Origin of the sequence: Klebsiella sp. JN_Kp126 (genome assembly GCF_033843325.1) — a bacterium.
Lineage (GTDB): Bacteria > Pseudomonadota > Gammaproteobacteria > Enterobacterales > Enterobacteriaceae > Klebsiella > Klebsiella michiganensis.
The window spans coordinates 35363-57697 of record NZ_JAWXQV010000075.1; the positions used below are offsets into that span (position 1 = coordinate 35363).

A 22335-nucleotide genomic window follows, 5' to 3' on the forward strand; every position below is an offset into this window, starting at 1 on the left:
CTCTCTCCGAATATCAGTTTTTCAACACTTCCTTTAAACGGCATCTTGTTGACTAAGAGTTACCGTTGCTGTTAAGGCGTTCTGTATCAGCCATTGATAAATAGAAAATGCGTCTTGCGTCAGGAATGACTCGTTATGAAATTGTATGGAGGCAACGTTACCTGACGATAATGCGACAATTTCACCGGAAGGGAGTCGTTCCAGCTGGACTGTTTTGTCATGCTCCGGGCTGTACCAGCATGGCCGCTGATGGAGTGCGGAGAAACTGTTATAGAAACCAACTGTGTGAGGTTTTCCCTGGATGGATATCTGATGTTGGCTACCCTGGCGGTTATTGACCAGCCGCTCGATCGGAATGCCTAATTCGGCGCAAATTAACTGATGCCCCAGACAAGTCCCGATTAACGGACGTTGCTCCCGCAGCCGTTGCGCAATAATTTTTCGGCCCACGCGTATTTTGTCGAGTTGTACATTGGTTGGATCGCCAGGCCCGGGCCCAATGAATACGATGTCGCGATCGGTGAGCTGAGTTACCTTGCTCAGGGAGTCATACCAGGGAATGAGGGTAACGGCGCAACCCGCGCTGCGTAACTGATAGGCAATCATGGCGGTGAAGTTGTCCTCCATGTCGATCAGTGTGATGGCATGATGAGAGAGTAAAGCGCACGGGCCCAATTGCGAGTTATCCAGCCAAAAGGCGGAGGCGCGTGCATTCCGTTTTGCCAGTATCTGGTCAGCCCGATGGCGAAGTTCTGCAGACAATCCTGTTCGGTTTGGCGTCCCGGCGCTTGTTCCAGAGAAGAACGAATGCATTAGCCCTTGTAATTTGGCGCGTGTTTCACCGGCTTCATTTTGTGCGATGGAACTTCTGACGATGGTTGAACCCGCCGTAAGCCGAAAATGTCCCTGAGCGGTAATATCGGCCGTGCGGATCATTATGGCCGAGTCCAGATAACGTTTACCTTCTTGCGTACCCGTTATAGCAACGATGCCGCTGTAATAGCCGCGTCCGCGGCGTTCTCGCCGGGCAATAACTTTACAGGCGCTTTCTATTGGGCTTCCGGTCACTGTTGGCGCAAATAGCGATTGCCTGATGATTTCTTTCAGGCTGCGATCTGAGTTGCCATGGATAAAATATTCGGTATGCGCGATGTGCGACATAGCTTTGAGCTTCGGTCCGGATACCTGAATATCATGCTGACAGATGCTACTCATCATTTTGAGTTCTTCATCCACCACCATAAATAGTTCGTCGCGCTCTTTTGTATCCTGCAGAAAATCATCCAGCACGTGCGTCATATTCCCGGAGTCGGGGTATTTAAACGTGCCGCTGATAGGATTCATCGCCACGTTCTGCTCATCAACCTGGATATGCTGTTCAGGCGTACTACCCATGAAATAGCGGCTGCCGGTGAAGATCATCCATGTCCAGTAAGACCCGCATTCAGATTGCAGTAGCCGTTTGTACAGCGTCAGCGCATGGCGGATACTGAAGTTGGTTATATCGCCCTCCAGACTGCGTGAAATCACAAAGTTGCTGCCTTCTCCGGAGCTGATTTCCTGATCAATGACGGTATCAACAATGTCGCCATACGTTTGGTCATCAAGATCGAATTGCAGGTTTCGTGGCTTGATATCATAGTCATTAATGGCTGCGATAAACGAATCTATGGGGTAATAATCTTGCCGCTCAATGTGCATGACGATCGTCTGTTCACCATCGTCAATGCAGGCATAACCTTTTTCTTTTACCTGATTAAATGGCAATAAGATCAATTTGTTAAACGAGCTTTTTCCCTTCCCGTCCAGGGGCGGATCCAGCGCTAATTCTGAAAGGGATTGGTTTAGCTCAATATCCCCTTCAAGAAATAATACTGCGTTGATAGGTTCGCATTGGGGGCGGTAAATACAGGCAAAGGGTCTATCAAGATTGACCAGATGAGCCGAAAGCTCGTCGGGCTGTGCTGTGCCTTTAGATAACATCATCATCTCCTGGAGTGCCGTGAGGATCTTTAATGTTCCAATGCGTCGATAGCTTGTCGGGTTGACAGCACGACTGAACTGGTTTCCGCAGCTAGCTCAAGCGCCAGACGATGCTTTTCTTCGGAGAAATCGGCTAGCGCATCGGCAATAAAAAATGTCTCGATATCATTGGAGTACGCCTCTTGCGCTGTGCACAAACAACCGATATGGGCGTAAACGCCACAGACGATCAGCTGATCGCATTTGAGTTCGTGCAAAGTACTCAGAAGGGGAGAGTTAAAGAAGGCGCTGTAACGCCACTTCGTTAATACCCACTCATTTTCCAGAGGCGTCAACGGAGGAACTATCTGTTTATGCTCCTGGCTGCCGTTCATACCTGAACCCCATAGACTGTGCAGCAAGCCACGCTGCTGTGGCGTCATGTCGCCGGGTTGGGCTGTATAAAATACGGGTACATGAAGACGTCGGGCGACGCTAAGCAAGCGGTAAATGTTGTCGATCACCTGCGCTATCGGTGAGGCGTCAGCAGTGTAAAAATCGAGAAAATAACGCTGCATATCATGTATGAGTAGCGCGGCTCTTGAACTGTTGGGTTGCCAGTCTGCAATTGATTTGGGTAATTGGCGTTCTGTCGGCAGTGGATAGGGCTGTATCTTTTCCATGTTATTCTCCTTGTACGCTTAGCAGCTGCCGAGTGCGGCGCCACCGTCGACCAATAACGTTGATAGCGTGGTTTGCCCTGATTCTTCGCACAGGTAAAAGCAGACCGCGGCAGCAATTTCTTCCGCCGTGGCGACTTTGTTGAGTGGAATACCGATGCGAAATTGTTTTGGATTACCGTTAAGCGTGTTTTGCCGGTCACTTTCGCTATGCCACATGCCGCGCAGCATCGGCGTATCGGTTGAACCGGGAGCGACAACATTACACCGGATCCCATACGGAGCGACCTCCAGCCCCAGAGCATAAGTAAATGCCTGGGCAGCGGCTTTTGAGGCGCAGTAGGCGGCCATCGTCGCCCGCGGCACGCGCGCTGCGTTTGAGGCGATAGTGACGATGCTGCCTTTGCGCTGAGCCATCATCAGATTGGCTGCATGGCGGCTGGTGTTAAATACGCCAGTCGCGTTGACGGCAAAAGTTTTCGTCCAATCTTGAGGCTGTGTTTCGGCCACGCTGGCGTGGCACAGTACGCCGGCGCCGTTGACCAGATAACCCACCGGACCCAGTTGGCGACCGATTGCGGTAAAGGCTTCTGCTACGCAGCGGTCGTCGGCAACGTCCACCGTAAAGCCTGTAATGGGCTGCGGATGGTTATTTTGTAGTGTGGCTACAAGGGTTGCCAGCCGAGTGGCGTTATTATCAAGAAGCGCCAGTGAAACCCCTTCTTTCGCCAGCGCGTGGGCAACGGATTCGCCAATGCCACCGCAGGCGCCGGTAATAACGGCAATGTAGTCTTTATCAAAGGTCATTTTGTCTCTCTTTCCAGTGAGCTAATAACATCTGCGTTTGCGCTACGTTCAGGCGTGGGTCGCAGAGAATTTGCTTAAGTTGATGTTCTTCAGGATGATTATTTTCACAGAAGCATTCGATGACCGGGTTCGGCGTTGCTTCCAGATGGAGTCCAGCGGCGCAGGCATTATGTGATTTCACCTGCCTCATGAAACCGGAGATTTCAGCCATCATGTCGCTAAGCTCGCGGCGTTTATTGCCTGCCCGCGTTTTCCCGGTATTCCCATGCATTGGATCGCACATCCATAACACCGGCGTTTCGGTTGCCTGTGCGGCCTGAATCAACGCGCCTAAACGATGAATATGTGAGCGGCCAAAACGCGAAATAAAAGTCAGACGTCCAGGAATACGCTGAGGATTGAGCTGTCGGCAAAGTGTCGCGATGAACGATGGCGTTACGGTGGCGTCAATCTTGCAGGCAACAGGGTTGGCGATATTCGCCAGCATGGCGATATGTGGGCTGTCAGGCGCAAGAGTACGAATGCCGATCCAGGGCCAATGGGTGCTGGCTAAATAGGATTCTCCCTGGGGATTAGTGCGGATTTGAGTAGTTTCATAGTCCAGCAACAGCGCTTCATGGCTGGTCCAGATGGGATGAACATCGCGAGGATATTCCCGTTCGTAACGTTTAATTTCGGTCAGCGTTTCCGCCGCAGCATGGTAGCTCAGCAACATCCTTTGCGGATCGTTACGCCTGGCTTCTGGCGTCGCTTCGGGCCTGTTGACTGAATCACCGCGCCACACGGGAAGTACCCTGTCGCCATTGACTTCGTTGTGTTGTGAGCGTGGTTTAGCATATTGACCGGCAATTCTACCTACCGTCAATATTGGCAGTCCCGTCAGAGTTGAGAGTTCGCGGGACATTTGCTCGAGGAAGGTCAATTTTTTCCGTACATGTAACGCGCCAGATTCGCAAATTCTTTCAGCGCAGTCGCCAGCCTGAAATATCATTGCTTTACCTGCATAAACGGCGGCTAATGCTTTATTAAATTCGCTTATTTCTTCAAAGTTTAATAATTCTGGAAGAGTGTCTAATTCACTTATGACCAGGGCAAGCATGTCCTTATCGCTCCAGAACGGCTGTTGCCAGTTGGACTTATTGCCAGGAAATGATGTCATTTCTAATCTCTCACTCGAAATTTAACAGGTTTTCCGTTTGTTTTTTAACAAAAAAGCGATGAGAAAGTACTATTCCTTGTCTGTTTAATGGACATGAAAGACGATACGTTTTGCACAAAGATTGCACGCCAATGGGTTCCGCATGTCAATCAAAAAAGTTGATTTTTTATTGTTGTTTTTTTAAATATTTGAATTTATTGATTATTATTTTTTAGTGTTTTTGGTTTTTTTCTATATGATTTTTTTTTGGAAATCAAATTGACTGAGGGTTAGGTTCGAAGATAGACTATTGAAAACAACGCTTGGTTATGCTTGTGTTGCTTATATGTTGCCTGTCCTGCTGCGCTTTTTTGAGGCGTCTCACGGTAAACTGGCGGCATTTCTTTAGATCTTTAAATTCTTCTTCAAGAGAAGATTTTATGCGTGTGAACATTCCTAATTCTCCAGGAGAGAGTGATGACGCATTCAGCATATGCCAATCAGTTAAAGGCTGTTCCTGATATATTTGATGAGATATCGCAACGTTTTCCGGACAGGGTTGCGTTGATTTTTGAACAAAGAAAAATAACCTATCGAAAACTTGCTGAGCAATGTTCAGTGCTGGCTGCAGTATTGCAAAAGAATTGTCTGATAAAAGGCGATGTCGTTGCAATAAAAATAGAACGTAGCCCGGAGTTATATATTTTTATGCTGGCGCTGATGAAAATAGGCGCTGTTATGGTTCCCGTGAACTCGAGTAGTCCTGAGCGCTATATGGGTGAGATTTTACGTGCGGCAGGAGCCAAATACCTCATTAGCGATGATGTAACAAGCGTGCCCGGCGGGGCATGGCAGGTGTTGTCGAGCAGGACGCTGATACAAAACTGCGCTCAACAAAGAAGCGGGAATTATCCGGTATTAAGCGCTGATGATCCGGCGCTTATATTGATGACCTCTGGATCAACAGGAAAACCGAAGAGCGTGCTCATAGCTCATCGCGGGATTGCCAGACTGAGTCTGCCGGTACCGGCGTTGGGGAATAGCGAGCGGGACTGCTATTTGCAAATTGCAGATGTTTCATTCGCTGCCTCAGCGAATGAAATCTGGATGGCTCTATTGACCGGCGCGTGTCTGACGATTGCGCCGCCTGGCTTGCCAGATTTGATGGCCCTGGTACGGCAGATCGAATCGGATAATGTGACGGTGCTATTCCTCTCTGGCGGACTGTTCCGGCTATTTGTCGAGGTTTCGGTTGAAACACTGCATATACCTGATTGTGTGGTGGTGTCGGGCGATTTTGTCAACCCTCGTCTATTTAGCGTGGCGGCGCAGGCAGGTAAAGCAAAAATATTCAATGGATTAGGATGCACGGAAAATTCAGCGATCTCGTCTCTCTATCATGTTCAGCCCGAGGGGCAATTATCCAGTGAATCTCCTGTACCGGTTGGTACTCCACTCCCTTTGGTTGAGATGGTGGTGTTCAATGAACGTTTGCAACCCTGTACCTGCGGTGAATATGGGGAATTATTTATTGCAGGGGCTGGAGTTGCATTGGGGTATTCCGATCCGCAACTGACGGCGGAAAGGTTTATCTCCATCCCGTATCAAGGCGCAGACGTGCTTTTTTATCGTACCGACGATCGGGCAACGTGCGACCAGGATCGCAATATCGTCCTGGTCGGACGAGGCAACCATATTTGTAAAATACGTGGCTTCCGCATCAATCTCGCCGGTATTGAGCACCTGTTGCGTTTACATCACGCTGTGGAAGATGTGCTGATTGTAGTAGAGGAGACGCCGGATGAACCGCGATTACATGCCTGTTATGTCACGCAGGATGACGCGCTATCCGTAGCGGATTTAAAGAATCACCTCGCTATGCATGCTCCTGCCTGGATGATACCTGAAAAATTTAGCCGTGTGCCGGTCCTGCCAATGACCGCTAACGGCAAAAAAGATCGTTTACGCTTAAAAAATTCTTTACTGGAACAGGTGTAAATATGGACAACGTTGAGCAACAGCTACTCTCGATTTGGCAGGAGATTATTCATTCAGCGGTGATTAACCCGCAAGATAATTTATTAGACCAGGGTGGTAACTCATTACATTTCATAAAGTTAGCATCAATGGTAAGCAAGGCATTCAATTTGGCTGTCTCGCCGGCTGACATTTTCACAGCGGGAACTATTGCCGCGCTGGCTCAGACCATTCGGCAAAGGCAGCAGGTTTAATACCTGGAGTTGGGACTGCCAACAATCAGGAAGGATTTTACAGGGAATTTTAAGAGGGGGATAAAATGCCATCATTTAATAGCGGCGAGTCAAATAAGGGCTGTTTGAATAAGGCGTGTGGAGAAATTGCGGTAACGTATCTGGCAGCGACACCCGGGCAGCAGGCAATGTGGTGGCTGGATAATACGCTGGATCAGCCCCAATGCTATAACGTGCCAGTGCTGCTGACCGTTAATGCGGCACTGGACGCTGATATTATGCAGCGCGCTGTGGCTGAGTTGACCTCGCGCCATGAAATATTCAGAACGCGTTTTGTTTACCTTGACGGTACACTACAGCAGCGTATCGGCGCTGATGGCTATCTCTCTTTTTCCCATCGAAAATCCGGACAGAATGAAACGGCTGAATCGGTGACTGCACAACTGGCGGCTAGTCGTTTATCACTAGCCGAGGGTCCGTTGAGTATCATTAATATGCTCAGTTCAGACTCGGGTACAACCTGGCTAGCATGCTGCTTCCACCACATCATTATTGATGCCCCCTCAGTACGTATTGTCTTGCATGATTTGCTGCAAATCTATTGTGCGCTTGACGAGAAACGCGCTCTGCCAGCGTTTAACGGCACGGGAAGCTATCAGGAATTTACTCGTTGGCAGGCAGCGTCCCTTGCGGCGACAGAGTGTGAAGACATGCGGGATTACTGGCGGCAGGCACTGCATCCGGCTCCGCCACTATCAGACCTCCCGGTCGATTTTCCCCGTCGTCTTCGGGAAGATACCAAAGCCGCCTATACCATGCAGGCCCTGAACGAACATGAAGCGGACTCACTACAGCGGCACGCAAGATCGTTGTCAATGACTCCCTTTATGTATATGTCCATGTGCTGGCAATTTTTCCTTAGCCGCATGAGTGGGCAGAACGATATTACCGTTGGCGTACCTTTTACTCTGCGGGATCGTAGCGAGTTTGCCGAAACGCCGGGATATATGATCAATACTCTGCCTGTTCGCGTGCAGGTCAATGAAGATGACACAGTCAGGACGCTGGCTGCAAAGGTGCGTCAATCTTTTATTGGTGCACATTTCAATAAGCTGATCCCTTTCAATGAAATTGTCGCACTGTCGCGTGAAAACGCGGGGCAGGACAGCCCACTATTCAGAACGTTGCTGGTTATGCCCGATACCCGGACGGATATTTTCAACGACTTACCTTTTAAGGTCATGCTGGAGGACTATTTTAGCCAGATGGCAAAATACGATCTGACGTTGTTCTTTGAAGCACAACCGCAATGGAAGCTGACGCTGGAGTATAAGACGGCGTTGTATCATCCGCAGACCATTGACTACTGGCTGAAAATATTCCGCCATTTATTGAGCGCGATGGGCGAGGACAGCGAGGTATTACTGTCATCCCTGAGGCTGTTGGATGCACCGTTAAGTCGTGAACTGGTTGTTCGATCCAGCCTTAAGCCGTGCGCGGAGGCCTGGCGATTTGACGCTCTGGCGGCTTTCAATCAGCATGCTGTAAGCCACTCTGCGGATACTGCGTTAATTACCGCTAATGGCACACGATCGTATGGTTGGTTAGCGGAACGTTCAGGGCAGATTGCCGCTTACCTGCAGCAGCAGTTAAATATCGCTCCTGGCAAACGTGTTGCGTTATTACTGGAAAGGAATGCCGAGGCGATTGCCACTCTGCTTGGCGTGTTAAAAACCGGCGCGGCCTACATTCCGATCGATCCACAATACCCGCAAGAGCGCATTGGTTACATGTTGCAGGACGCCAGCGTGGACTGCATCGCCACGACGCGATCGCTGGTAGAAAAATTCCCAGTGTCTGGCTCCGTGCCTCTGTTGTTAATCGATGATATTCCCCCGGAGTACCCTGGGGAATGGTCTTATATCAAAAGAATGCCCGACGATGAGCTGTATATCATTTATACATCCGGTTCAACCGGGCAACCCAAGGGAGTACGGTTATTAAATAAAACGCTCGATAACCTGATTAAGTGGCAACGAGATGTATCTGAGTGCGGTCAGGGAGATTGTACTCTGCATTTTATGTCACTTTCTTTTGATGTATCGGTTCAGGAGATCTTCGGCACGTTAGCCTGCGGCGGGCGCTTATATATTGCCAGTGAAGAAGAGCGGAGAGATCTGGATCATCTGCAAGAGGTGATCCTGGAGCAGGAAATTAATCGGCTCTATTTTCCCTATGTTGCTTTGCAGCAGTTCGCGCATTTGAGCGCATTGGCCAACAGGCAATTCCCGAGTTTAAAAGAGGTCTACTCCACCGGGGAACAGCTCGTACTCACCGCGGATATTAAACATTTTTTCAGGCAGCCCGTTCGCCTGATTAATCTCTATGGTCCCTCCGAAAGCCACGTTTGTTCCGCGTATGTGCTGCCGCCGGAAAGCGATAAATGGGGAGATGCAGCGTCCATTGGTTACCCTCTACCCGGATTCAGTCTGTTGGTGGTGGATGAGCATCTGCAGCTGGTTCCCGCCGGTGTCGCCGGTGAACTACTTATCGCTAGCGATTTTCTGTCTCCCGGCTATCACAATAAAAGTGAAGAAAGCGCTCGACGTTTTATCTCTGCTGAGGGCTTTGCAGCACAAAGTTGCCACGCGTATCGTACCGGTGATCTGGTGAGGCTGGAGCATGACGATCGGTTCAGCTACCTTGGCAGGATAGACAATCAGTTAAAAATTCGCGGTTTTAGGATCGAACCGTCAGAAGTAGAGGCGGCCATCAATGCTCTGGAGGGCGTGCAGGTTTCAGCGGTAGTTGGCAGGGCAGATCATTCAGGAAGCCAGCAGCTCATCGCCTTTATTGCTGGTTTATTGGATGATAAAGGCAATCAAAAGGATAAGATCAAACGCGGCCTTCGCCTGGTGCTGCCGGAGTATATGGTTCCCACAGAGTTGGTCTTTGTGGATAAGCTGCCTACCACGCCTAGCGGGAAAATCGATCGTAAAGCGTTGCTTAAGGTGGATATTATTGTTGAATCATCAACGCAGATGCCAGAGCGGTCTCTGACGAAAACTCAGGAGCAGGTCAGGGCGCTATGGGAAACATTATTTCCGGGACGTCACATCGCACTGCACGATGATTTTTTCGCCATTGGTGGGCATTCTTTGTTGGCCACACAGCTGGTTTTTCTGCTGCGTAAGGCGTTCGATTGCGATATTCCTCTACGTTTGTTATTTAATCACCCAACCTTGTCGGCTATGGCTGAGTCCATCGACGGCTATATTGCCAGTGAAAAGGGGCGCGTCGATGCCGTTGATCGTTCCTTTGTTCAGGATGGATATGAACGTATACATTGGCAGGGGTGTGTGTGTTCAACCCCTGGGCTGACGCTGCTTACCGGGGCGACAGGATTTTTGGGCATCTACCTGCTGCGTTCATTGCTATTGGCCGGGACTCAATCCGTGCTCTGCATGATAAGAGCCAGGACGCATGAGCACGCATTGGCTCGTTTGCGTGAAAATGCGTTGCGTTACGGAATCGCCGATGAGATTGATTTTTCCCGGGTTGAAGTTTGCCTCGGCGATGTTGGCCAGCGCAATTTAGGGTTAAGCTCTGAAGCGTATAGCCGTTTGGCAGAGCGAGTGGACACGGTATTCCATGCGGCCGCACAGATTAATTTTTTGCTCTCTTATTCTTCGGTAAAACAGTCAAATGTGCAGGGTACGCTGAATATTTTAGCTTTCTGCGGTTGTGGCGGACGAAAAACGCTGCACTATTTATCCACTATCGCCGTATTTTCTCCACGCTATCCTGAATCGCCTATCGTGGAACATTGTGTACCGGGGCACCCGGAAGCACTGTCGATAGGTTACACGCAAAGTAAGTGGGTGGCTGAACGCTATGTTATACAGGCCAGAGAACAAGGACTTGACGCTAACGTATTTCGCATAGGACGTATTGGCGGAGATAGCCGAAGTGGGGCCTGCCAGAGCGATGATTTTTTATGGCGACAGATAAAAAGCTTTATCCAGATGGGATTGGCGCCGGATCCGTCTTCACTATCAACGGACCTGCTGCCTGTCGACTTTGTCGCTGAAGCGATAGTTGCCTTAGCGCGTTCAGAGGCTACGCGACAGGAAAACTTCCATATTTTCCATCCTCAGAGCACTCGGTTTGATCCGGTGTATCGGGCGATTCGTTCTCTGGGTTATCCGTTGGAAACGACTTCTGACGGCGAGTGGTTGCAACAACTTGAGCTGTGTGTCACCCAGGGGCGCGAGGTTGCGCTGGGGCCGGTCATTCATCTCTTTAAAGAGAATTTGTTGGATACTGGCGACAACGCCTACGGTAATCCAGAGACGACTAAGCGTATTGCACAATTGGGTTTGCGCTTTCCTGAACTGTCGGAGGAGACATTCAAACGTATGATCGTTTATTTCCAGCGGCAGAAAGAAATCGTCTAACAATACTTTTATCAATTTCATCAAGAGGATAATAAAATGGTTCCGGCATTATTTGATAAATATATTTCGGCAGTGATGGAGAAGTCATCGGATAAGCTGGCATCCCTTTTCTCTGTTAATGGACGTTTGTCGTTGCCTTTTCGTCGCAACAGGGAGGTGATTATTGGACGTGATAATATTCGCTTACACTATGCTAATGGCTTTGGCGTTGCGCCCTTACGCTTTACCTCCATAGAGGATGAACGATTCCACTATACGAATAATCCCGATGTCGTCATTGTTGAATATAAACTACATGGAAATACTCTGCCGGATGGAAAGCAGTTCTCTTTGTTGTATATTAATGTGATTAAAATGAATAATGGCGAGATAACAGAGTTAATAGATTATGAGGATGTGTTAAATAGAGAATATATCTTTCAGGATGAGTAGGATAGTTCTTGTTTTATTAATAGGGCGAAAGTTATGATGACTTTTCATTCCTTGAAGGGATGTGGTAAAATGGTAAGCTTAACTTATTGTAAACGGCATCAGGAGAATGTATGGAAATGAATAAAAAAGTGGCTAGTGGTTCCGAGCGCGAAATATCATTGAGTCGTCAATTTGAAGATGCTTTAGGAAATTTGCAATGTGTACTTGTTGCACGTCGCTCGTTGATTAATCCTGATGGCATTAACTGGCCGCAGTACGATACATTGTATATTTTGCGTCAGTTCCAGCCGATGACTCCAAGCGCAATTGGTGAAAAGCTCGGATTTGCGCGTAGTAAAATGTCCAAAATTCTGAGGATGTTGAAGGATAAGCACTTTGTTGAACAGGAATCGGCAGAAAGCGACAAAAGAGAAATGCTGACGCGGATTACGGAAAAAGGTATTGAGTTCCTGAATTCTGCAGAGTCCAGCAGGCGCATCATGGCTGAGCAGGTGGCATCCTGCATGTCTCAGGGCGAAATTGCTATTTTCGCTGAGCTCTGTACAAGGGCTGCAAATATATTACATGAGAATATTAAAGGTAAACTCGAAGACACCAGCGAAAATTAATAAGGTTTATGGTGATAAAACGCTAAACTGGTCGCTGGCGCGAAGTTCTCTTTGCCTAATGCGCAATCGAATATATGGCATAGGGATTGTGCTAAAATATTACTATGGGATGATGTTGAACGCGAGCTATATATATAAGTTATGGTGAGATTTTTTTAAATGCAGAACATAAAAAAGTCAGTTTTGACCTGGCAGTTCCCTCTTCGTATAAAGCCAGCTTTGCGATAAGGGGGCGTTTTTGTGGCGTAACAGTATTTTTTCAAGTCTGAGTTAATACGTTTTCTTGCAGTGAACGATGGTATTTAATTGAAGGTGATTTAATCTTTTTTGCTGCTTTTGTGCAGATTTACAGTCTATTCAGATAACGGAATTATTTTACGCCGCCGCGCATATATGTCATATGTAACATACTCTTCTGTGCATTCTTCAAAAAAATCTGACCACCACTGTATCATTTCGATTCTGGCTGCCAGATGCTGCGCTTTATGCACATAACTGAATGACCCGCAATCTGACTCAACATTCTCCGGATACGAAGGAATAAATCAAAACATAGCAGAAAGACTTTTACCCCAACCCGTTAAATCAAAAACATATAGGAATTCACAGAAGGCATAAAAAAGAACAGAGGTACCCGGAGAGGGCGCCACTGAATGATGATGGCAGAGGGTGAATTCAAGATGCCAGCCGAGATCGCTGCGTCCGACCATCACGCCGCTAAAGCCGTCATGATCGGCAAACTGCGCGATTTGCTCCAGCCCAAGGCCTGTGCAGTACATGTGGCAACTGAGTGAAAGGTCGGTGACCGGCCTGGCGATGCGGATAGCGTTAAGCGTCATAACAGCCTGTATCGATAAAGGTTTGGTCGATTGACTGTATCCGCTTTTGCGGCGGCCATTTGTCACAAAGAGCTTTTAACGCGCCCGGCAAAGCGAATTTATTCGATTGTCTCTGCGGCGCGTTTTATCTAGAATCTTCGCTTTCGGAGAGAGAAAATGTCCGTTGCTGATTCCCTTCTTGCTTACTCTTTTGCTGCGCTGTTGCTCACCCTTACCCCAGGCCTGGATACCGCTTTAATTCTGCGAACCGCGACCGTTGAAGGCGGAAAAAAAGCCTTTCAGGCGGCGCTGGGCATTGATACGGGATGTTTTATCTGGGGGGCGGCGGTCGCCTTCGGTCTTGGGGCGCTGCTGGCGGCATCGGAGCTGGCGTATGACCTGCTCAAATGGTGCGGGGCCGCCTATTTATGCTGGCTGGGCATTCAGTTAATTCTCAAGCCGCGCGGCCATTTTGTTCATCAGGACAGGGCGACGGCGCCGGCAAGTAACTGGTTTTTAAAAGGGATGATGGGCAATGTGCTCAATCCGAAAATGGGGATCTTTTACGTCTCTTTCCTGCCGCAGTTTATTCCGACCGGCCACTCGCCCATCGTCTGGACGTTCCTGCTGGTCGCCATCCACGTGGCGATCGGGACGCTCTGGTCGTTAACGCTAATCCTGACCAGCCGCTCTGCCGCTCGGCTATTAAAGACGCCGCTATTTATTCGGTGGATGGACCGCGCAACCGGCGGCCTCTTTATGTTATTTGCTGCCAAACTGGCTTTTAGCCACCGTTAAATCCCTCTGGACAAGGATGTCCAGCGCCTCACTCCACATTTCGTTACTCGCCGAAGCATCCCCCGGCCGTTGCCGTAAAGTTTCTCCCCGCAGGCCGGGCGCTGCCGCATGGCGCTGCTTGCGCATCGTGGCAAGCGAAATCATAATAAATAAAGAATGATTATTATTGATGATTCTTTATTTGAGAATAATAATGGAGGGGAGTGGGTGAACGTTTTTGCAACCAGGCCGGAATGGAAGGCCTTTCTGCTGGCGCTGGCCGGTTCGGTCGTGCTGATCGTTGGCATGGGCTATGGCCGGTTTGCCTATACCGGGATCCTGCCGCTGATGCTCAATGAGCAGCTGCTGACGCTGCGTGAAGGTAATCTTGCCGCTTCGGCGAACTATGCCGGCTATCTGGCCGGCGCGCTGCTGCTGGCGAAAGCCAGGCCTGCGGACGCCAGGTGGCTAAGCCTGCTTTCCGCACTGTTGACGCTGGTGTGCCTGGCCTTACTGGCGTTCCTGGTTTCCCCCCTGGCGATTATTGTGGTGCGCGGAATTGCCGGATTACTCAGCGCGGTGACGCTGATCGCCGCCTCCCTCTGGCTACTGCAGCATATGAAGCACCCTAACGGCGCGCCGGTGCTTTTTTCTGGCGTCGGAATGGGGATATTCTTGTCGGCGGAATTTATCTCCCTGGGGAAGGCGCTGGCGCTCTCCAGCCAGCAGATATGGCTGATATGCGCGATAAGCTCTGGCGTGCTTTTTGTTCTCGCGCTGCGTCTGCTGCTGAGCCCCGCCGACTACCTTATCGCTTATCAACCCGCCGCGACCGCACACCGCGAGGAGGGCGAGGGGCGGGGGCGGGAGGCGTGGAAACTGCTGCTGATTTATGGCCTGGCCGGCTTCGGCTACATTATTACCGCCACCTATCTTCCGCTGTTTCTCAGCGGTTCGCTGAACGTTATCGATCCGGTGCAGATCTGGGCCATTTTCGGCCTCGCCGCCGTTCCCTCCTGCTTTATCTGGCATCGGCTGGTCATCAAGCTCGGCTACCGACGCGCGTTTACCCTTAATTTGCTGATTCAGGCAATCGGCGTCATTCTCCCGGCGTGGAGCCATGCGTTACCGTTTTGCATATTGAGCGCGCTGCTGGTGGGTTGCACCTTTTTGGGCACCGTGACCATCGCGCTGTCCGAGGGGCGGCGGCTTAATCATCTGGTTTCGTTCAATATGATTGCCGCCATGACCGCGACCTACGGCATCGGGCAAATCGTCGGCCCGCTGGTTGCCGGAACGCTGTATGACCGCAGCGGGTCGTTTAATCCTTCGCTGAGCGCGGCCGCCATTGCGCTGCTGGCTGCCGCCGCGCTGGTGGCGGCAGGGGCGGGGCGAGCGTCAAAGGTCGGAGGCTGACTCCAGAAGCTGGCGCATTTTCTCGAGAGCGGGAGACGCGTAGCCTTTGCGCCAGATAAGCTGGGTGATCGCCTGGCCAACCGGCCGCAGCTGGCTGGCTTCGGGCAGCGTCAGGATATCGAGCACGCTCTGCGGCACGATACCGGCATAGCCGCCGGAGGCGACGCAGGCGAGCATCGCGTGATAGGAGCCGACGTCCTGGATCTCGCTCTCCACCTCCTCTGAATGCGCCAGAAACGCTTCGCCCATCGCCCGGTAGGTACAGCCCTGCGCAAAGGCGGCAAAGCGAAAGCGCTGTGGGCTGGCGGGAAGCACCAGCAGCAGCTGTTCTTTAAAGATGGATACGTACTCCAGGTCATCGGGCGGAGGCGTTCCCTGCGGCAGGCTCACCAGCGCGCAATCCAGCGCGGCGTCCAGCACCTGTTGGGTCAGCTGACGGGTGGGCTGGGTTTTGAGGGTGAGCGTCACCTCCGGGCACAGCGCGCGAAACCGGGGAAGCAGCGGCGGCAGGCGGCTGGCGGCGGTGGCGTCCATCGCCCCCATGCGTAAATTGCCGCCCGGCGTCGCCGGATGCAGCGCCTGTCTGGCCTCTTCGGCCAGGCTGAGGATCTTCAGCGCGTAGCCCAAAAAATGTTCACCGGCGGGGGACAGCAGCATCCTTTTATTGCCGCGGGCAAACAGCTCCACGCCCAGCTCCTCTTCCAACTGGTGAATGCGGGTGGTGATATTGGACTGGGCGCGCCCCAGCCGCTTTGCCGCGCTGGTGACGCTGCGCTCTTGCGCCACCGTTTTAAAAATCTCTAATGTGGTGTGGTTCATATTTTTATTCTTAATTTGAAAATAATGTTGATCTTATCATCTCTAAAAGAGATTTTAATGGCCCGAACGCACAAATTTCAACAGGGCAAACCATGAGCAACAGGCTTACGCAGCAGCTTGATATTGATTACCCCATTATTCAGGCGCCGATGGCCGGCGTGTCGACGCCGGAACTGGTGGCAGCGGTCAGCGGGGCCGGCGCGCTCGGCTCGCTGGGGCTGGGCTCGTCAACCGTAGAGCAGGCTGAAACGCTGATTAACCGGACCCGGCGCTTAACCACCCGTCCGTTTAACGTCAATCTGTTTTGCCACGCCCCGGCGGTAAGGGATCCGCAGCGTGAAGCCCGGTGGCTGGCGCGGCTGCGCCCGGAATTTGCGCGCTTTGGCAGCTTGCCGCCGGAGACGCTGGCGGAAATTTATCTCAGTTTTCAGCAGCAGCCGCGGATGGCCGAGCTGCTGCTCGACCTGACTCCGGCGGCGGTGAGCTTTCATTTTGGCGTGCCGGATCGTGAAACCCTTCGCCGACTGCGGGAAAAGGGGATCGTCACTCTGGCGAGCGCGACCAGCGTGGCAGAGGCGCTGCTGGCCGTAGAGCAGGGAATCGATATGGTGGTGGCGCAGGGCTACGAGGCCGGCGGCCATCGCGGCATCTTTGATCCGCTGGCGCCCGACGGGCAGATGAGCACCTTTACTCTGGTTCAGACGATAAGACGGCATACCGATATTCCGCTTATCGCCGCTGGCGGCGTGATGGACGGCGCGGGAATTAACAGCGTAATGAACCTGGGCGCAGACGGGGCGCAGCTAGGGACGGCGTTTCTGCTGTGCCCGGAATCGTCCACGGATGGCGGATACCGTGAGGCCCTTAAAAGCGCATCTGACGGGCAAACGGTTTTAACCTCAGCCATTTCCGGACGCCCGGCGAGATGTCTGGTTAACGGCTGGCGTGAAATAAACGATCCACCGCTGATTCCGGCTTATCCCGTGGCTTACGACGCCGGGAAGGCGCTGGCATCGGCGGCGAAAGCGCAGGGAGATCGTCAGTACGGTGCGCACTGGGCCGGGCAGGGGGTGAGCCTGATTCGCGAGCTGCCGGCAGCGGAGCTGATACGCACCCTGGTGCGCGAAAGCGGGTTTTAATCGCGGATGGCGCGCGGCCATCCGCTTATTGTTAACGACGGTGGGCGAGGCCGCGGACCAGACGGTCGCCGGCCATCTGCACGCCCTGCACCAGCGCGACCAGAATGAGCACGGTACCGAACATCACCTCGTTATTGAAGCGCTGATAGCCGTAGCGAATGGCCAGATCGCCCAGTCCGCCGCCGCCAATCACGCCCGCCATCGAAGAGAAGCCGATCAGCATAACGATGGTCAGCGTGATGCCGGCCAGCAGCGTCGGCAGCGCTTCCGGCAGCAGCGATTTAAAGATCACGTGCCAGATATTACCGCCCATCGATAAAATCGCCTCGATACGCCCGTAATCCACTTCATCCAGCGCGTTCTCCGTCAGCCGCGCAAAGAACGGAAAGGCGCCAATGGTGACCGGAACCACCGCGGCGGTACTGCCGAGGGTGGTGCCAATAATCAGCCGGGTGAACGGGATCAGCGCGATCAGCAGCACGATAAACGGCAGCGAACGACCAAAGTTGATAATCGCGCCCAGCACGGCGTTGAGCTTCGGCATCGGCGCCAGGCCGTTGCGGCGTGAAACAAACAGCAGCACGCCGGTCGGCAGCCCGAGCAGCACGGTAAACAGCGCCGCCAGGCCGACCATATAAACGGTATCTACCGTGCCCTGAAGCAGCAGCGGCCAGAGATCTTCCCAACTCATGCTACTCCGCATAATGGCCTCCCGTGAAAACCGTGGCGAGCGAGGAAATCCCGCTCTGCCTGAGGATCGTGCAGCAGCGACTGCCGTAGCCGCGACCATGGCGCCACCAGCAAATCGGCAATTCTGCCGCTTTCAATAATCTCCCCGTGCTCCAGCAGCGCTGCGTGGTCGCAGAGGGTTTTCACCACTTCCAGCTCATGGGTGATCAGCACGATGGTGAGGTTCAGCTTTTGGTTGATATCCGCCAGCAGGCTGAGCACCGAGGCCGTGGTCTCGGGGTCGAGGGCGCTGGTGGCCTCATCGCACAGCAGCACATCCGGCCGCGCGGCCAGCGCGCGGGCGATCCCCACGCGCTGTTTTTGCCCGCCGGAAAGCTGTGACGGAAAGGCGGCGGCTTTATCCGCCAGCCCGACCAGTTCCAGCAGCTCCGCCACCCGCGCCTGGCGGGCGGCTTTCGGCACTTTGGCTATCTCCAGCGGCACCGCGACATTGTCGGCGACGCTGCGGGCGTGAAGTAAATTAAAGTGCTGGAAGATCATGCCGGTACGCAGCCGGTACTCGCGCAGCGCGGTTTTATCCATCCGGGTAATATCGTTCCCGTTCACAATAATGCGGCCCGACGTGGGCCGCTCCAGCAGATTCAGGCAGCGTATCAGCGTACTTTTGCCTGCACCGCTGCGGCCGAGGATGCCGTAAACGGCTCCTCTCGGCACCTGCAGAGAGACATCGTTTAGCGCCGGTCGGCCTGTTCCGGCATAGGTTTTACTCAGCCCGACAATCTCAATCATGACTGAGGAGCAACCGGGATCACCGAGCCGTTATATTGCTTACGAATAAATTCGGCAACCTGCGGCGAGGTGAGGTCTTTGGCCAGCGCCTTGATGCGCGGATCGTTCGCCAGCGCCGGCGTTGTCACCAGAATGTTGGCGTACGGGTTGTGGGTCGCGCTCTCCAGACCCAGCGCGTCTTTGGCCGGCACCAGCCCGGCTTCCAGCGCGTAGTTGCCGTTTATCACCGCCAGGTCAACGTCATCCAGCGACCGCGGGATCTGCGGTGATTCAATCTCAAGGATTTTCAGGTGCTTCGGGTTTTCCACGATATCTTTCGGCGTCGCCAGGGTGGTCGCCGGGTCGGTAAATTTTGCCGCCAGCTTAATCAAACCCTGATTTTGCAGCAGGAACAGCGCGCGGCTCAGGTTGGTGGTGTTATTCGGTACCGCCACGGTGGCGTTCTCGGGCAGCGATTTAAAATCTTTATGCTTGCGCGAATAGATCCCCAGCGGCTCAATATGGACGGTCGCCGCGACGGCGAAGGTTTTGCCCAGCGCTTTCTCCTGATCTTTCAGATAGGGGACGTGCTGGAAGTAGTTGGCATCGACATCGCCGTTGGCCAGCAGTTCGTTGGCGTTAACGCCGCTGGTGAGTTCGACGATTTTCAGGTCGAGGCTGGGATCGATCTTCTTAATGTAGTTAAGGATCTCGGCGTGCGGCACCGGGTCCGCGGCGACGCGCAGCGCGGCGGCCTGGGCGGAACTCCATGCCAGAGAGAGAGACAGTGCAACCCCTGCCAGTTTAAATGCGGCATATTTCATCATCTTATTCCTTGTGTTGTTGTTATGTTTATACCCGTCATACTTCAAATTGCATGTGCGTTGGCTGCGCGCGCTCACCCGAATCACTTACCAGAGTAAGCTCATCGGGATTCACTGACTTGCCGCCTGCCTGCAACCCGAATTATTTAGGGTCTACACGATCAATTGCTCGGCGCGTTCGCGAAAAACATCCTGGTAGTAGCGCTCGGCGACATCAGGATGCGAACGCAGACGCCCTTTCAGGTAATTCCAGCCCACCTCGCGCAGCAGCGGGTTTTGCGGGTCGCTATCCGGTCCGAGGGCTTCGCGGGCCAGCTCGTCGGGCAGCGTGTAGACGGGGACCACGGCATCCAGCTGGGCGCCGAGGAAGAAAGCGATCGACAGCCGCTGCTGGTCGGCAGGCGGCGAAACGACCCGGTGCACCGTTGCCCGCAGATAGCCGTTGGTTGCCAGCTCCAGCAGCTCGCCGATATTCACCACAAAGCTGCCCGCCAGCGGGGTCGCGTCAATCCAGCGGTCAGGGGAGACTTCGACCTGCAATCCTTTCTGCTCATCCTGCAGCAGGAAGCTGAGGAAGCCGGAGTCCTTATGCGCGCCAACGCCCTGGGCGCTCTGGGTCTCCTGCTGGCCGGGATAGCGGATCAGCTTGATATGTTCATTGGGCTTATCGCCATACAGGCCATCGAAGGCATCCAGCGGCAGGCGCAGCGATTCGGCGAAGGCGCGCAGCAGGGTGATCCCAGCCTGGGTCATTTCCCGTTGCCAGGTCAGTAATGTGGGTTTGAGCGAGGGCAACGCCTCTGGCCAGAGATTCGGCCCCTGCAGGCGCTGCCAGCGCGGCGCGCGTTCGCTAAGCTGCAGGGCCGGGCGCTCGGCGCCGATATCGAACTGCTCGCGCCAGTCGGGTTGACCGCGGGTTAATTCAGAAGCGGCGCGGTTGTAGCCGCGAAAATGCGGAGAGTGAATCATTGCCACCCTCTGCTTTTGATCGTCGGGCAGGGCAAAAAAGGCGCGGGATTGCTGCTGCACGGCCTGCTGCAGCGACTCATCGACGCCGTGGTTGATCAGATAAAAGAAACCGATATCGCGGGCGGCGTGGCGCAGGTCGGCGAGAAACGCCGCTTTTTCAGCGGGGTCCGCGTAGCGGGCCAGATCCAGTATCGGTAAGGTTGTCGCGTTCATTGTGTTCTCCGAAGGCGGTATTCAGGTGTTTTCGTCGATTCAGATTCAGGGTTCGGGGACAACAACAGCGCATGATCGATTCCTCAGTCGGGTGGTTGAAGCCAGCTTGCCTTAAGCGAAAATAATCAACCAATAACGTTCTTTTCTAATTTATGACCGTGGAGGGTTCTGTGCTTTTGCGAATTTTGGATAAGGGGGAGGCGGGGCTGTTGCGATTGGCGTCGGGAGCCAGTATGGTGAGCGAAATTTTTAATTCAGGTAAAGAGACGCAATGCAGCACCCAAACGATCCTCTGCACGGCATCACGCTGGAAGCGCTGTTAAACGCGCTGGTCGCGCGATATGGCTGGGCCGAACTGGCGAAACGCATCAACATCAACTGCTTTAAAAGCGAGCCGAGTATTAAGTCGAGCCTGAAGTTTTTACGCCGCACGCCGTGGGCGCGTAAAGAAGTGGAAGCGCTGTATATCGATTCGTTGTCCGATACCGATACGGCAAAAGCGGAAGCGCCGGCGGATAATCCGTGGGCACACTGGCAGAAAAAGTAGGGCGCGCAGCGGATAATTCCGCGCGCGCCCTGGGCTGTGTGTTACTGAAGATTGCCTGCGGTCAGGCTCTCTTTATCAAAGGCATGGCTGACATCAATATGATTCTGATGCACGGACGTGTCGATATTTGAACCTGCCTCCGGACGCGCAAAGCTATTCTCTGCGGCCATCGCCCCGGACGAAAGTGTAGCGGCTAACAGCAGTGCGGTGACTACGCCGATATTTTTCATATTCTGTTCCTTATTTCATCGTGTTGTCGCTGTCGCCTGTGTCTTCCGGCGGCCCGGCAATGTTTCAAATTTTATTTCGTCAGTTCTGCGGTCATATGCACGCGGTTATTGAACTGAGCGCTGGTGATTTTGTAAGAGGCGCCTTGCTCTGCGGCCTTAGCGGCAATTTTGGCTTCTGCGCGGTCCAGTGTGGAAGCGCTGGCGCTGATGCTCTGCGCAAAAGTACCGAAAGAGATCATAGAGAGTGCGGCAACTGCAACGAAATTTTTGATGGATTTCATGGTCGTATTCCTTAAGCGTTTTGTCAGTGTTGGAGCGATGTTGCCCCGATGTGATAAATAATAGGCCGACGACGCGATGATTAAAATCGAAACAATTTGTTCTCATTGTTCAGTAAATTTGAATAAAAATGTCGGTTACCGCAATTCTGTTTTGTAAATAAGGTTTGATTACAATCAAGCCTCATTGTCATAACAAATATATAAAAAGTTATTTTTTGACTTTCGATAGATGATTTTCTTGTTTGCTATCATCTGAACGGCGGCAATATAGTTTTTGTACAGCAATAAATGCCGGTGTGCGGCAAATAATCATTATTCACGAATATCTCATTATGATAACGCTCAATAAGATCAGTAAAAGCTTCTCCGGTGAAAGAGTGCTAAAAGAGGTATCGCTCAGCATTCATTCCGGCGAGATTATTTGCATTATTGGCCCCAGCGGCTCGGGGAAAACCACGCTATTACGTACGCTTAATTTCTTAGAGCCTGCCGATAGCGCTGAGGAATCCCCAGTAATGGGCGGGTGAAAAAAGACAGGCATAGAGTTTTG

The 22335-nt window shown here is 52.4% G+C and carries 20 protein-coding genes and 2 pseudogenes; 10 read left to right on the top strand and 12 right to left on the bottom strand.

Translation table 11 applies throughout. The features are described from left to right. Positions 1 to 33: 33 nt before the first annotated feature. From SIK97_RS17680 to SIK97_RS17695, 4 genes are read right to left on the bottom strand one after another with little or no spacing between them, the layout of a single operon-like run. Positions 34 to 1989 (bottom strand): anthranilate synthase family protein, encoded by a 1956-nt coding sequence (locus SIK97_RS17680; protein ID WP_224381744.1) that lies wholly within the window; start codon positions 1987 to 1989, stop codon positions 34 to 36. A 23-nt stretch (positions 1990 to 2012) separates the two neighbouring features. Beyond that, a complete protein-coding gene (locus SIK97_RS17685) occupies positions 2013 to 2645 on the bottom strand; it encodes an isochorismatase family protein (RefSeq protein ID WP_004120000.1) in 633 nt (210 codons plus the stop codon). Positions 2646 to 2663: 18 nt separating this feature from the next. Then, complete coding sequence (locus SIK97_RS17690) at positions 2664 to 3449, bottom strand: 2,3-dihydro-2,3-dihydroxybenzoate dehydrogenase (protein WP_049103874.1); 786 nt, start codon at positions 3447 to 3449, stop codon at positions 2664 to 2666. After that, entirely contained in the window at positions 3439 to 4608 is a 1170-nt protein-coding gene (locus SIK97_RS17695) for a 3-deoxy-7-phosphoheptulonate synthase (protein ID WP_071957412.1), read from the bottom strand. Before SIK97_RS17695 ends, SIK97_RS17690 begins: the two co-directional genes overlap by 11 nt. A 456-nt stretch (positions 4609 to 5064) precedes the next feature. Between SIK97_RS17695 and SIK97_RS17700 the strand changes: the two genes are divergently transcribed. The 5 genes from SIK97_RS17700 to SIK97_RS17720 all read left to right on the top strand — a co-directional run bounded on the left by SIK97_RS17700 (position 5065) and on the right by SIK97_RS17720 (position 12294). Beyond that, positions 5065 to 6585 carry an amino acid adenylation domain-containing protein gene (locus SIK97_RS17700; RefSeq protein WP_049080281.1) on the top strand — a complete coding sequence of 507 codons (1521 nt, stop codon included), beginning with the start codon at positions 5065 to 5067 and terminating at the stop codon, positions 6583 to 6585. A 2-nt stretch (positions 6586 to 6587) separates the two neighbouring features. Continuing rightward, positions 6588 to 6818 (top strand): acyl carrier protein, encoded by a 231-nt coding sequence (locus SIK97_RS17705; protein ID WP_047723767.1) that lies wholly within the window; start codon positions 6588 to 6590, stop codon positions 6816 to 6818. 65 nt (positions 6819 to 6883) lie between these two features. After that, positions 6884 to 11254 (top strand): non-ribosomal peptide synthetase, encoded by a 4371-nt coding sequence (locus tag SIK97_RS17710; protein ID WP_057174076.1) that lies wholly within the window; start codon positions 6884 to 6886, stop codon positions 11252 to 11254. 36 nt (positions 11255 to 11290) lie between these two features. Further along, a complete protein-coding gene (locus SIK97_RS17715; protein ID WP_004120009.1) occupies positions 11291 to 11686 on the top strand; it encodes a nuclear transport factor 2 family protein in 396 nt (131 codons plus the stop codon). A gap of 110 nt (positions 11687 to 11796) precedes the next feature. Beyond that, the gene (locus SIK97_RS17720; protein WP_047723769.1) at positions 11797 to 12294 is read left to right on the top strand and encodes a MarR family winged helix-turn-helix transcriptional regulator; all 498 of its coding nucleotides are present in this window, start codon (positions 11797 to 11799) and stop codon (positions 12292 to 12294) included. Between the two features lie 614 nt (positions 12295 to 12908). On the opposite strand, the pseudogene SIK97_RS17725 reads toward SIK97_RS17720, so the two are convergent. Next, positions 12909 to 13133 (bottom strand): annotated as a pseudogene (locus SIK97_RS17725) (VOC family protein); the annotation flags it as partial. A 156-nt stretch (positions 13134 to 13289) separates the two neighbouring features. Here SIK97_RS17725 and SIK97_RS17730 point away from each other — a divergent pair. Next, positions 13290 to 13910: a LysE family translocator gene (locus tag SIK97_RS17730; protein WP_047723770.1), complete on the top strand. Its 621-nt coding sequence runs from the start codon at positions 13290 to 13292 to the stop codon at positions 13908 to 13910. 207 nt (positions 13911 to 14117) lie between these two features. Then, positions 14118 to 15305: a YbfB/YjiJ family MFS transporter gene (locus tag SIK97_RS17735; RefSeq protein WP_049080278.1), complete on the top strand. Its 1188-nt coding sequence runs from the start codon at positions 14118 to 14120 to the stop codon at positions 15303 to 15305. Here SIK97_RS17735 and SIK97_RS17740 read toward each other — a convergent pair. Beyond that, positions 15288 to 16124 carry a LysR family transcriptional regulator gene (locus SIK97_RS17740; protein WP_057173792.1) on the bottom strand — a complete coding sequence of 279 codons (837 nt, stop codon included), beginning with the start codon at positions 16122 to 16124 and terminating at the stop codon, positions 15288 to 15290. The genes SIK97_RS17735 and SIK97_RS17740 overlap by 18 nt on opposite strands. Positions 16125 to 16216: 92 nt before the next feature. Between SIK97_RS17740 and SIK97_RS17745 the strand changes: the two genes are divergently transcribed. Then, positions 16217 to 17263: an NAD(P)H-dependent flavin oxidoreductase gene (locus SIK97_RS17745; RefSeq protein WP_057173793.1), complete on the top strand. Its 1047-nt coding sequence runs from the start codon at positions 16217 to 16219 to the stop codon at positions 17261 to 17263. 31 nt (positions 17264 to 17294) lie between these two features. Here the strand turns inward: SIK97_RS17745 and SIK97_RS17750 are convergent, their stop codons facing one another. From SIK97_RS17750 to SIK97_RS17765, 4 genes are all read right to left on the bottom strand, one after another. Beyond that, positions 17295 to 17954: a methionine ABC transporter permease gene (locus SIK97_RS17750; protein ID WP_009654800.1), complete on the bottom strand. Its 660-nt coding sequence runs from the start codon at positions 17952 to 17954 to the stop codon at positions 17295 to 17297. Continuing rightward, the gene (locus tag SIK97_RS17755; RefSeq protein ID WP_014229467.1) at positions 17951 to 18742 is read right to left on the bottom strand and encodes a methionine ABC transporter ATP-binding protein; all 792 of its coding nucleotides are present in this window, start codon (positions 18740 to 18742) and stop codon (positions 17951 to 17953) included. The genes SIK97_RS17750 and SIK97_RS17755 overlap by 4 nt, the downstream gene beginning before the upstream one ends. Next, the gene (locus tag SIK97_RS17760; RefSeq protein WP_032749045.1) at positions 18739 to 19545 is read right to left on the bottom strand and encodes a MetQ/NlpA family ABC transporter substrate-binding protein; all 807 of its coding nucleotides are present in this window, start codon (positions 19543 to 19545) and stop codon (positions 18739 to 18741) included. Before SIK97_RS17760 ends, SIK97_RS17755 begins: the two co-directional genes overlap by 4 nt. A gap of 153 nt (positions 19546 to 19698) precedes the next feature. Next, complete coding sequence (locus SIK97_RS17765; protein WP_057173794.1) at positions 19699 to 20727, bottom strand: isopenicillin N synthase family dioxygenase; 1029 nt, start codon at positions 20725 to 20727, stop codon at positions 19699 to 19701. A 271-nt stretch (positions 20728 to 20998) separates the two neighbouring features. Here SIK97_RS17765 and SIK97_RS17770 point away from each other — a divergent pair, with 271 nt between their 5' ends. Continuing rightward, positions 20999 to 21274, top strand: coding sequence for a VF530 family DNA-binding protein (locus SIK97_RS17770; RefSeq protein WP_014229464.1), 276 nt, complete (start codon positions 20999 to 21001; stop codon positions 21272 to 21274). Between the two features lie 41 nt (positions 21275 to 21315). On the opposite strand, the gene SIK97_RS17775 is transcribed toward SIK97_RS17770, so the two are convergent. Both SIK97_RS17775 and SIK97_RS17780 read right to left on the bottom strand, forming a co-directional pair. Then, positions 21316 to 21504, bottom strand: a complete 189-nt coding sequence (locus SIK97_RS17775; RefSeq protein ID WP_004134116.1) for a hypothetical protein — start codon at positions 21502 to 21504, stop codon at positions 21316 to 21318. Between the two features lie 71 nt (positions 21505 to 21575). After that, entirely contained in the window at positions 21576 to 21785 is a 210-nt protein-coding gene (locus SIK97_RS17780) for a YdgH/BhsA/McbA-like domain containing protein (RefSeq protein ID WP_057173795.1), read from the bottom strand. A 332-nt stretch (positions 21786 to 22117) separates the two neighbouring features. On the opposite strand from SIK97_RS17780, the pseudogene SIK97_RS17785 reads away from it, so the two are divergent. Then, positions 22118 to 22288: pseudogene (locus SIK97_RS17785) on the top strand (ATP-binding cassette domain-containing protein); the annotation flags it as partial. Positions 22289 to 22335: the final 47 nt, after the last annotated feature.

Bases quoted from the DNA above. Each gene is read 5' to 3' on its own strand.
- SIK97_RS17740 (WP_057173792.1), bottom strand. From the start codon at position 16,124: ATGAACCACACCACATTAGAGATTTTTAAAACGGTGGCGCAAGAGCGC.
- SIK97_RS17690 (WP_049103874.1), bottom strand. From the start codon at position 3,449: ATGACCTTTGATAAAGACTACATTGCCGTTATTACCGGCGCCTGCGGT.
- SIK97_RS17760 (WP_032749045.1), bottom strand. From the start codon at position 19,545: ATGAAATATGCCGCATTTAAACTGGCAGGGGTTGCACTGTCTCTCTCT.
- SIK97_RS17780 (WP_057173795.1), bottom strand. From the start codon at position 21,785: ATGAAATCCATCAAAAATTTCGTTGCAGTTGCCGCACTCTCTATGATC.
- SIK97_RS17765 (WP_057173794.1), bottom strand. From the start codon at position 20,727: ATGAACGCGACAACCTTACCGATACTGGATCTGGCCCGCTACGCGGAC.
- SIK97_RS17775 (WP_004134116.1), bottom strand. From the start codon at position 21,504: ATGAAAAATATCGGCGTAGTCACCGCACTGCTGTTAGCCGCTACACTT.
- SIK97_RS17695 (WP_071957412.1), bottom strand. From the start codon at position 4,608: ATGACATCATTTCCTGGCAATAAGTCCAACTGGCAACAGCCGTTCTGG.
- SIK97_RS17680 (WP_224381744.1), bottom strand. From the start codon at position 1,989: ATGATGATGTTATCTAAAGGCACAGCACAGCCCGACGAGCTTTCGGCT.
- SIK97_RS17770 (WP_014229464.1), top strand. From the start codon at position 20,999: ATGCAGCACCCAAACGATCCTCTGCACGGCATCACGCTGGAAGCGCTG.
- SIK97_RS17755 (WP_014229467.1), bottom strand. From the start codon at position 18,742: ATGATTGAGATTGTCGGGCTGAGTAAAACCTATGCCGGAACAGGCCGA.
- SIK97_RS17750 (WP_009654800.1), bottom strand. From the start codon at position 17,954: ATGAGTTGGGAAGATCTCTGGCCGCTGCTGCTTCAGGGCACGGTAGAT.
- SIK97_RS17730 (WP_047723770.1), top strand. From the start codon at position 13,290: ATGTCCGTTGCTGATTCCCTTCTTGCTTACTCTTTTGCTGCGCTGTTG.
- SIK97_RS17705 (WP_047723767.1), top strand. From the start codon at position 6,588: ATGGACAACGTTGAGCAACAGCTACTCTCGATTTGGCAGGAGATTATT.
- SIK97_RS17715 (WP_004120009.1), top strand. From the start codon at position 11,291: ATGGTTCCGGCATTATTTGATAAATATATTTCGGCAGTGATGGAGAAG.
- SIK97_RS17720 (WP_047723769.1), top strand. From the start codon at position 11,797: ATGGAAATGAATAAAAAAGTGGCTAGTGGTTCCGAGCGCGAAATATCA.
- SIK97_RS17745 (WP_057173793.1), top strand. From the start codon at position 16,217: ATGAGCAACAGGCTTACGCAGCAGCTTGATATTGATTACCCCATTATT.
- SIK97_RS17700 (WP_049080281.1), top strand. From the start codon at position 5,065: ATGACGCATTCAGCATATGCCAATCAGTTAAAGGCTGTTCCTGATATA.
- SIK97_RS17710 (WP_057174076.1), top strand. From the start codon at position 6,884: ATGCCATCATTTAATAGCGGCGAGTCAAATAAGGGCTGTTTGAATAAG.
- SIK97_RS17685 (WP_004120000.1), bottom strand. From the start codon at position 2,645: ATGGAAAAGATACAGCCCTATCCACTGCCGACAGAACGCCAATTACCC.